This is a genomic window from Nonomuraea sp. NPDC051298 (assembly GCF_055586305.1).
Genome location: NZ_JBVJIM010000048.1, coordinates 23,438 through 31,515, shown reverse-complemented (window position 1 = coordinate 31,515; position 8,078 = coordinate 23,438). Strand labels below are relative to the sequence as shown.

At 65.0% G+C, this 8,078-nt stretch carries 13 protein-coding genes and 1 tRNA gene; 5 read left to right on the top strand and 9 right to left on the bottom strand.

Annotation, left to right across the window (positions count from 1 at the left end):
* Nucleotides 1-308: 308 nt before the first annotated feature.
* Nucleotides 309-953: a hypothetical protein gene (locus ACZ6S0_RS51950; RefSeq protein ID WP_465928409.1), complete on the bottom strand. Its 645-nt coding sequence runs from the start codon at nt 951-953 to the stop codon at nt 309-311.
* A 443-nt stretch (nt 954-1,396) separates the two neighbouring features.
* The gene (locus tag ACZ6S0_RS51945) at nt 1,397-1,828 is read right to left on the bottom strand and encodes a nuclear transport factor 2 family protein (RefSeq protein ID WP_465928407.1); all 432 of its coding nucleotides are present in this window, start codon (nt 1,826-1,828) and stop codon (nt 1,397-1,399) included.
* A gap of 113 nt (nt 1,829-1,941) precedes the next feature.
* On the opposite strand from ACZ6S0_RS51945, the gene ACZ6S0_RS51940 reads away from it, so the two are divergent.
* Nucleotides 1,942-2,754, top strand: coding sequence for a TetR/AcrR family transcriptional regulator (locus ACZ6S0_RS51940; protein WP_465928405.1), 813 nt, complete (start codon nt 1,942-1,944; stop codon nt 2,752-2,754).
* A gap of 210 nt (nt 2,755-2,964) precedes the next feature.
* Here ACZ6S0_RS51940 and ACZ6S0_RS51935 read toward each other — a convergent pair.
* Nucleotides 2,965-3,029: transfer RNA gene (locus tag ACZ6S0_RS51935), tRNA-Ala, on the bottom strand.
* Nucleotides 3,030-3,318: 289 nt separating this feature from the next.
* On the opposite strand from ACZ6S0_RS51935, the gene ACZ6S0_RS51930 reads away from it, so the two are divergent.
* Nucleotides 3,319-3,564, top strand: coding sequence for a hypothetical protein (locus tag ACZ6S0_RS51930; protein ID WP_465928403.1), 246 nt, complete (start codon nt 3,319-3,321; stop codon nt 3,562-3,564).
* Nucleotides 3,565-3,576: 12 nt separating this feature from the next.
* Here ACZ6S0_RS51930 and ACZ6S0_RS51925 read toward each other — a convergent pair whose 3' ends face one another.
* The 6 genes from ACZ6S0_RS51925 to ACZ6S0_RS51900 all read right to left on the bottom strand — a co-directional run bounded on the left by ACZ6S0_RS51925 (nt 3,577) and on the right by ACZ6S0_RS51900 (nt 6,867).
* Nucleotides 3,577-3,831, bottom strand: coding sequence for a GntR family transcriptional regulator (locus tag ACZ6S0_RS51925; RefSeq protein WP_465928401.1), 255 nt, complete (start codon nt 3,829-3,831; stop codon nt 3,577-3,579).
* A 235-nt stretch (nt 3,832-4,066) separates the two neighbouring features.
* A complete protein-coding gene (locus ACZ6S0_RS51920) occupies nt 4,067-4,537 on the bottom strand; it encodes a hypothetical protein (RefSeq protein WP_465928399.1) in 471 nt (156 codons plus the stop codon).
* Nucleotides 4,521-4,982, bottom strand: coding sequence for a Panacea domain-containing protein (locus tag ACZ6S0_RS51915; protein WP_465928397.1), 462 nt, complete (start codon nt 4,980-4,982; stop codon nt 4,521-4,523). Before ACZ6S0_RS51915 ends, ACZ6S0_RS51920 begins: the two co-directional genes overlap by 17 nt.
* A 287-nt stretch (nt 4,983-5,269) precedes the next feature.
* The gene (locus tag ACZ6S0_RS51910) at nt 5,270-5,641 is read right to left on the bottom strand and encodes a type II toxin-antitoxin system PemK/MazF family toxin (protein WP_465928395.1); all 372 of its coding nucleotides are present in this window, start codon (nt 5,639-5,641) and stop codon (nt 5,270-5,272) included.
* A complete protein-coding gene (locus tag ACZ6S0_RS51905; RefSeq protein ID WP_465928393.1) occupies nt 5,638-6,285 on the bottom strand; it encodes a type II toxin-antitoxin system antitoxin SocA domain-containing protein in 648 nt (215 codons plus the stop codon). Before ACZ6S0_RS51905 ends, ACZ6S0_RS51910 begins: the two co-directional genes overlap by 4 nt.
* Before the next feature lie 327 nt (nt 6,286-6,612).
* Entirely contained in the window at nt 6,613-6,867 is a 255-nt protein-coding gene (locus ACZ6S0_RS51900) for a GntR family transcriptional regulator (RefSeq protein ID WP_465928391.1), read from the bottom strand.
* A gap of 200 nt (nt 6,868-7,067) precedes the next feature.
* Here ACZ6S0_RS51900 and ACZ6S0_RS51895 point away from each other — a divergent pair, with 200 nt between their 5' ends.
* The 3 genes from ACZ6S0_RS51895 to ACZ6S0_RS51885 are packed head-to-tail and all read left to right on the top strand — an operon-like array spanning nt 7,068 to nt 8,055.
* On the top strand, nt 7,068-7,295 hold the full coding sequence (locus ACZ6S0_RS51895) for a hypothetical protein (protein WP_465928389.1): 228 nt from the start codon (nt 7,068-7,070) through the stop codon (nt 7,293-7,295).
* A complete protein-coding gene (locus ACZ6S0_RS51890; protein WP_465928387.1) occupies nt 7,292-7,441 on the top strand; it encodes a hypothetical protein in 150 nt (49 codons plus the stop codon). The genes ACZ6S0_RS51895 and ACZ6S0_RS51890 overlap by 4 nt, the downstream gene beginning before the upstream one ends.
* On the top strand, nt 7,438-8,055 hold the full coding sequence (locus ACZ6S0_RS51885; protein WP_465928385.1) for a hypothetical protein: 618 nt from the start codon (nt 7,438-7,440) through the stop codon (nt 8,053-8,055). The genes ACZ6S0_RS51890 and ACZ6S0_RS51885 overlap by 4 nt, the downstream gene beginning before the upstream one ends.
* Nucleotides 8,056-8,078: the final 23 nt, after the last annotated feature.

The following is an 8,078-nucleotide window of genomic DNA, read 5'->3' as shown; positions in this document are numbered from 1 at the left end:
GCTGACACAGCACCCCGAGATAGCCATGTACCGACACGAACTATCACGGTCCGTCACCACCGAAAGTGGGCCAGAGTCGAAGACCGTACAGTCCCCTCAAGAACGGCCCTTGGTGGAGTGTTCACGAGTCGCGCTGATCTGCGGCGATAGTTAGGCCGTGGAGATCGCTTCCCACAAATAGACTGATCGTTTCCCAAGCTTGCGTTTGGAGAGGAAGCGCGCAGCTTGGTCGCAGGAGGGTGGACGATGCGGTGTCCCGGCCGTCAAGATGCCGTCCCCAAAGGAACATCTCTGTTATCGCTCGGCGCCTATGCCACGATGACATGACCTTCCCGCAGCGCGTCGACGTACTTCCTGGCCTTATCAAGGTCCAGGCCAGTGTCCTTGCGGGCCTGGATGATCGCTTCGTTACGTTTGCCATCGGCGATCAAGCGAAGGACATGTGCGGAGGGCGCCTTGGACATGATCTGGTGGGTCACGAGTTCACCGTTCTCGAGGAAGGCCGGTTCGAGCACATCGTCTTCATAGAAGCGCATGTGAAGGCTGAGATCGAACATCCGGTCGTCCACCCGTTCCTTCAGCCACCGGATGAGTTGTGTCGGCATCTGGAATTCCGCGGCGTGGATCTCCTGGCGTGCGGTCAGCGCCCAGCCTGGTCGAGGTTCTTCGCGACCGCGACGTTCCAACTCCGCGAAGAGGACCCCGCGGATTCTGGCGGCCGGCCCGCGCTGCGCCAACGCCGGGACTCGCACAACCTCCCAGTACCCTTCTCCGCATTCGGCGACCTTGGGGTCATCGTGGTCGTCGACGAACTCCTCAGGAAAGTCGGTCACGATGGTGAAATCTTCGGGCTCTGGCCCAAGTCCCAGATGCCAGCGAAGCTCGGCCACCTCGGCCTCCGACAGGTTGTCGGGGAGATCAGCAGTCACCAGCAATTCATACAGATCCGCCATGGAGGGCATCCTGGCACAGCAGTGATGCAGTGTCCTGGGGAGCGATGGATGCGTGGACCTGTATGGATCTTCTGCTCGGTAGTGACTGCCAGCGCCATGCCGCTTACAGTGTGGAGTTGCAGGACTGCGTGGCGTGAATGCGGCAGATGGGTGTGGGGTAAAGAATCCGACTGAGATGGCTCCCCGATTGGCTCCCATCGACTTCCAGACACGAGAAAAGGGCCCCCGGATCACTCCGAGAGCCCTTCTCACCTGCATCTTCTTGGTGGGGCGTTCACGAGTAGGTCTGACCTGGGAAGCGATGAGGGCTTGGAAGATCGCTTCCCGAGAGCGGCGTGATCGTTTCCCAGGCTGGCGGAGAAGTAGCAGCGCCTCGGTGCGTGCCGCGGGAGCATTGACGCGCTTCGCGAGATGGGATGCGTCCCCGGCTAAGATCCACCGGATCACTGCCTGATCGCTTCGGCCAGCTCGTCGCGGAACTCAGCCCCCGCCAGAGGGTTGGCGTAGTCGCGCGAGTGGACGATCAGCCCGTTCCTGATCCGCATCACCATGACGTAGGAGAAGACGAAGGGCCGGCCAGACCTCGTCATGGATCCGTGGAGGTCGTACTCCACGATGACGACCTCCGGGTCGCGCGTCTCGTGGATGACGACCGGGTCGGCCTTCTCGAACCGCCGCAGCGCAGCGGCCGCCTTGAATCGGGCACGGAAGATCTCCCGCCCCTGCGATCGGGCTGGGATGCCCTCGGGCGCGAAGGGGATCTCGATCACCGCGTCGGGGGCGTACAGGTCGGCGAGGTCGTCCCAGGCATTGGCGGCTGAGTCGCGCAGGAAACGGTCGGCGACCTCGCGGGGTGAAGGGGTGCTCGTGCTCATGGAACTCCTTGAGGGGATGGCCGTGCGGGCCTTGGATAGAATCGGAACGATCCACCCGGTTGGACGTTACGGAACGATCGCCCCGTTTGTCAACGCGGGCCGAGGAGGAGCACATGTCCGACGAGGTCGTCCGCGACGGCGTCGCGCCCGCGCGGGCGGACGCGCGGCGCAACCGGAGCCGCGTGCTGGAGGCGGCGCAGCGTGCCTTCGCGGAACTCGGCCTCGAGGTGCCGCTGGACGAGATCGCGCGACGCGCCGGAGTGGGAGCCGGAACGGTCTACCGGCATTTCCCGAGCAAGGAGGCTTTGTTCGAGGCGGTGGTGCTGGAGCGCCTGCAACAGCTCACCGAGGAGGTCAGCGCCCTGGCCGCCTCCCCTGATCCCGCCGAGGCGTTCTTCGAGGCGGTCCGCCTCACGGTCGAACGGGCCGCGCTGAACAAGGCTCTGTGCGACGCCCTGTCCGCCGGGGTGGACCTACGCCTTGCCGCGCCGGCCCGGGAGGACTACGCGGCCGCCCTCGGCACACTGCTCGACCGGGCCCAGCGCGCCGGCGCGGTACGTCCGGACGTCGACGCGGCCGACGTACGGACGCTCCTGAGCGGTTGCCTGACCATGGAGGGCAGGCGAAACGGCGCGCCCGGCCGCGCGACGGCGATCGTCCTCGACGGGCTGCGTCCCGCTCCGGCGGACGGGCGTCCCTCTCTGCCACCCGTGACGAAAGCCCATACAGAACCGTCACGAAACTCGGCTACTGGCGCAGACGGCGGTGACGGAAGGGACGGTGCCAACGGATCCGGGGAGGAGGACGGTCCGCACTGCCGGCAGTGCGGACGGCACCTCCGGCCCTCCCGCACCGGGCGGCCGGCCTGGTTCTGCGGCCCCGCATGCCGCCAGAAGGCGCACCGCCGCCGCACCGCCGGGCGCTGACGTACGCGCACGCCGCGAGGAGCTGATGGTCGCCAGAGCCGTACTGGCTACGACTCAAGCAGAGCGCGAACGCAGACGGCGCCATCCGCTTCCAGCGCCCGACAGCGAACCCGATTCGGAAACCCTCGAAACGACAAGATCCCGCCCGATCGCGATGATCAGACGGGATCCCGTCAACTTCAGTCCGGCCGTCTCAAGAACGGCCCTGGGTGGAGATGAGGGGATTCGAACCCCTGACCCCTTCGATGCGAACGAAGTCCAGCCCGATCAGCTACCTGTGACAGTACCGGGAAACCCCATGTCAGGGCTAGTTTTCGCCGCAACTGACGTCAACTCACGTCAACCCAAATCAACGTGATCCACTCCCATTTCGCTCCCACCCCTCGGCACCCGCCCTCCGGGTTCGCGGGCGCGCAATCGTGACGGCCGCTTGACCGTCAAAGTGAACATGCGTGCGCATCTTCCGCATTCGACTCGCGTAGCGCATCATGTGACAGTCCGGGCGAGGGGGACAGTACGAGCTACCCGGAACTAAATGCACCAAGGGGAACGAGATCTATGACAATGACGTCAGCACGCCCTGAAACCGACTACAGCGACATCGCGTACAAACTCGCCATAATCGAGCAAACATATCCCGGATGGCGCATTCGCGCCCGCGGCACCTCCATGTGGAGCGCCACCCGCGTCACCCCGCCGACGCCGGCCCAGGCCGCGGCCGGGCTCCACCGCCACATCCTCCAGCCCAGCCTGGACGCCATCGCCGCCATCCTGTGTCAGCAGCTCCTCATCGCGGAAACCGTGCGCTAGCAGCGGCGCCGATCAGCCTTGGGGCCACTCCTCTGCCGGCGTGACGAATGTGCCCAGCGGCTGCACCGGACGCACATAGCCTTGCTCCTCCAGATCGTCCACAGCGTGCCGCGCCGTGTTCATGCCCACGGCGAACTCCTGGGCGAGCTGCTTGAAACTGGGGATCTTCCCGCGAGGCTGGTACACGCCGTCGAGGATCCGCTGCCGGAGGATCTCCATGACCTGCTGCCAGAGAGGTCGTTCCGGATCCGGCTCCCAATTGATCATGGGGAGACCGTAATGCGGCCAGGCAGACCCCATCACGCCGGGATCTGCCCAGACGTGCCTGGGCATGCCTAGACATGCCCATGACAAATCGGATAGAAAAGATCAAAGCGGCGGCGCGGGAAACACCTCCCCCGAGGCATTAGCCCCTCGCTAGGAGCTGTCGGGCCCACGCCGCCGCTCCATCACCTGTCCCCGGCGGTTTACGCCCTCGGGGAGAACATGCGGCCGGAGCCCGTCAGGTGTGCTTCTTCTTGTTCGGCCAGATCTGGTGGAGCGGATCCCACCACACCACATGGAAGCAGTTCCCCTGCAAGAAGCCGTACAGGCGCGGCTCTCCCTCCAGCCGTAACGCCCAGACCTTCGTCATGTCCGACAGGCCGAGATCGATCAACCGCTCGCGGGACTTGGGCGTCGGCAGCGACTCGACGTCATAGTCCTTGCCCGGGTAGCCGCCGTTGTTGAAGAGTTCGTTGATGGTCATGGACTCGAACTGAGCGAGCCGCTGCATGATCCAGCAGAGTGTTGGCCCGTCCACCTTGTCGAACCCCCACGGGCCATCGTGGTCGACGTGACGGAACCGCCACGAGATGCGCTTGTCAGAACTCTCCGCGTCAGGCAGCACGGAACGAGGCGAGACGAAGTGCTTGTCCCGATGCTGTGCCTGGACGTGCTTCGCGGAGAGCTTCTTGCTAGAACTCTTCCCCATCGACGGTCACCAGGGCGCCGAAGAACTCCTCGAAGTCAGCGTCCGACAACTCCTCGGTACTGCGGTCCAACGGTCCCACGTGGGCGCGTGCGCGAGCGGCCAGCCACGGCAGTTCGACATGAGTCATCTGCGAGAGGTCGTGCGCCGACAGGTGCCCCATCCCGTTGAGCACCAGTTCGATCGACTCGATTTCGCCGGCGTCGAGGTTGGACGGCTCGCCCTTGATCTCGCCCCTGTTGAGCTGGAACCGGCCGCGGTGCTTGGAGTACAGGTCGGGGCAGACGGGACCGTTCGCCCATGCCTGGAATCGCTCGGGGAACAGTAGACGACTCTCCCACGCGAGGTGATAGCCGTAGGCGTAGTAGCAGAGCTTCTGCAGCTTCATGGCCGTCATCGGGCCGAGCTTGTCGAGGATGTACGCGGCTACGTCCTGGACGTGCGCCATGCCTACTCCCCTCACGTGCCCACCGTAGCTTCTACCCAGTTCAGCGCGGGGGATCCCATGTCGATTCCCATTCCAGTGTGGATGCGGACAGAGCGCACCAAAAGAGCGGAATCGAATCTGTATTCGATTCGTTGTGCCCAGTGCAATCCGGTCACTCTCGCACCCCAGGCATCGCCGTGTACGCCCAATAGCCGACATGGCCGCATGAGGACGCGCCCTCAACGACGAACGGGAGCCATACGCCTGTGTCATCCGTGACTGTGGCCCTCGCTTCCGAGAGCCACAGGTCAGGGCACGAGATCCATGTACGCGAGCAGGTTCTCCTCGACGATCGCAACCATCTCGGCGGGCAGGCTGCCCATGAAGTCCTGGATGTCGGACTTCGCCAAGGGCTGGGCCGCGACCACCCGCGCCCACCCCTTCTGCGGCAGGTTTCCGACCCCGGCGCCCAACTGGAGGCAGAACGGAGTCTTCAGTCTGGGGGAGGTGCTTACCGGAACCACGAAGACGATCGGCCAGTCCGGATTCTCGTTGGTCCCGTCGCCGCTGATCACGATGACGGGCCGCTTGGGCTTTACGTTGCGTTCGTCGTTGGGGGGCAGGGTGAGCCGGTCGTCGGCAACCCAGTAGACGCCACCCTTTCGGATGGGGGGCCTCACTGGTCGCCTAGCACCTTCTCGTTCGCTCGACGGATGGAGTCACGGCTGGCGTCCAGTTCGGCCAGCAGTTCGCCGTACGTCTCTGGTGTGGTGTCTGCTGGCTCGCGCGTGGCACGGCGTGCTCTCGCCCGTGCGATCAGCGCTCGGGCGGCCTTACTCCGGCGTACCCGGCTGAGGTCGAGCAGCACGCCTCTTTCTCCGCCGGCTTGCGCCTCGATCATGGGAGGGGTTGTGTATGACAGGTCTTTGAGCGTGGTGGCGCTCTGGTTTCCCAGCCGCTTGACGACGTCGCGCACGATCCGCATGTTCTCGGCGGGCAGCGGGTCGTCGATGTCGACGGCTAGAGTGAGCACGCACGCACCGTACTCTTGGAACAACCTATTGTCACGACGATCGATGATTTTGCTGGTCGCCAACTCATGCTCAGCCCGCGCGAGCGCCGAATCGTAGGGGCCATAGTTGTCCCAGCGCCACGTCGCGCCGCTGAACTGAGTGTCCCCAGCTTCCACAGCCTGAAGGTCGGCCAGATACAGGAGCTTGACGAGCTTGGTCTTCGTGATCTCGACACCCTGTTCGCGGGCGGCCTTGAGAACCGCCAGGGTGGCGCTGACCAGAGGCTCCGAGGGCTGTGAAGGTATCTCCATCACCCCTCCTCCCAGCCTAAGTTGTCTCGTCATCAAAGTACCTTCATTGGCGGACAATGACCACTATCGCCCCCGATAGTTGCGTCTTGACCTGCAGTTTTACCCTCAGGGCCGCACAAGGACTGGTGCACTCTCTCACACCAGGCATCTCACGAGGCGAAGAACGACACAAGACACGACACCAAAAGCGACGCCTGGGTTGCGCCACAGGTTGACAGACGGTAGCGCATCCGTTTCCAGGCGCCTGCTTCTGCAGCCCCGCGCATCCTCACCATGCCCAGCAGGCGGCACCGTGGCCCGACCGTGCGGACGACCGCGCTCGGCGGGTCAGGAGTCAGGCCAGGCGTCTTCGTCGGCTACGAAACTGCCGATCCCGTGCTCGGTGTAGACGTAGCCCTCCTCCCGAAGGGCGCGAAGCGCCTTCCTGACCGTGTCCCGGACGACGCCGTACTCAGCGACCAGCCGGTGCTCGCTGACCTTTGAGCGCGGCGGCAGATCGCCTGATCGGATGCGCTCCTTGATGTGCGCGTACACCTGCCGCCATTTCGGTCGTGTCTCGTCGTAGTCCAGTCCCACACTCACCGGATGACCGTAGGTGCCTGATGATTACCCGGCATATTGGTCAACCTTGGCCGATGACCGTAGACATCTATCGCCACCTGGCGTCATCATTGGGCAACAGCCAGCCCAAGAGCTGCCGGAGGGCAGCCACAGACAAAGTTGGGCCCGGCAGCGCGGCGAACGCTGACACGGGCCCTAATCGCACGACGGAGGTGCGATCTATGTCAGAGCCTACGAGCGATGACGCGCCCGCCCAACCCCGCCACCTCTTGCACTACGACACGTGGGTGGACGAAGCGGGCTACCACGCCCGCCTGCGCCGAGCCCTTCCTGAGGAAGCTCTCGCCTACGGGTGCGTGCAAGAGGTTCAGGCGGCGACCGAGACCGGGCTGGTCCAGGAGGCGGCGCGGAACCGGGTGAAGGTGTGGACGTGGGAGACGCAGCGGTGAGCGCCCCCCTGTGCCTCACATGCGGCGACGAGTTGGAGCCCACCCCGGACGGCTGGGGCGGCCCGGACGGCTCGACGACGTGCTCGCGCACCGGCCGTCCGCACCAGGTGCGGCAGATCGTGCCCGATCCGGAGGACATGCCGTGAGCGGGTACACCACCGTGCCGTTCGTGATCGCCTACGCGAACGAGTTGGTCACCGATGACCTGATGTTTGAGGTCTGGCACCACGAGGCCCGCCTGACCTATCTCAAGGCCAGGCCGAACGACTGGGTACACGGCATCCTGCGCGCCCGGATCAAGGACCTGCGCACTCGGACGGACAAGCGCGGGTCGGAGCGGATGCGCAAGCTCAACGTCAAGCGCCAGTGGCGGTGCATGGACCGGCTGCTCTGCCAGGTGTGCGGCCAGCCGGCGACCGACCCGGAGACGGGCCGGACCCCGTGGCTGCTGACCAAGACCGTGTTCGAGGAGACAGGCCCGAACAGCGGCCGGACGAACACGCCGCCCTGCTGCTGGCGGTGCGTCGAGGTGGCCATGGCCGAATGCCCGATGCTGCGCGACAACCACCAGCTCGTCACCGTGGCGTCGGTCGAGAGCGCGGGCGTGCTGGCAGACATCTACCAGCCCGGAATCTTCTACAACCAGGCCGTTCGCACCCATCACCAGGTGTTCATCGCGTGGGACGCGCACCGCTGGCACGGCTCCGCCCTGGCGCTCTCCCAGGTGGTGGAGCTGCACGGCATGAGGGCCGTGCTGTAGGCAGCCCGGCGCACAAGACCCCC

What these genes read in the sequence shown, in the direction of transcription:
- ACZ6S0_RS51950 (WP_465928409.1), bottom strand. Translation starts at nt 953, where the DNA reads ATGGCGGATCTGTATGAATTGCTGGTGACTGCTGATCTCCCCGACAAC.
- ACZ6S0_RS51945 (WP_465928407.1), bottom strand. Translation starts at nt 1,828, where the DNA reads ATGAGCACGAGCACCCCTTCACCCCGCGAGGTCGCCGACCGTTTCCTG.
- ACZ6S0_RS51940 (WP_465928405.1), top strand. Translation starts at nt 1,942, where the DNA reads ATGTCCGACGAGGTCGTCCGCGACGGCGTCGCGCCCGCGCGGGCGGAC.
- ACZ6S0_RS51930 (WP_465928403.1), top strand. Translation starts at nt 3,319, where the DNA reads ATGACGTCAGCACGCCCTGAAACCGACTACAGCGACATCGCGTACAAA.
- ACZ6S0_RS51925 (WP_465928401.1), bottom strand. Translation starts at nt 3,831, where the DNA reads ATGATCAATTGGGAGCCGGATCCGGAACGACCTCTCTGGCAGCAGGTC.
- ACZ6S0_RS51920 (WP_465928399.1), bottom strand. Translation starts at nt 4,537, where the DNA reads ATGGGGAAGAGTTCTAGCAAGAAGCTCTCCGCGAAGCACGTCCAGGCA.
- ACZ6S0_RS51915 (WP_465928397.1), bottom strand. Translation starts at nt 4,982, where the DNA reads ATGGCGCACGTCCAGGACGTAGCCGCGTACATCCTCGACAAGCTCGGC.
- ACZ6S0_RS51905 (WP_465928393.1), bottom strand. Translation starts at nt 6,285, where the DNA reads ATGGAGATACCTTCACAGCCCTCGGAGCCTCTGGTCAGCGCCACCCTG.
- ACZ6S0_RS51895 (WP_465928389.1), top strand. Translation starts at nt 7,068, where the DNA reads ATGTCAGAGCCTACGAGCGATGACGCGCCCGCCCAACCCCGCCACCTC.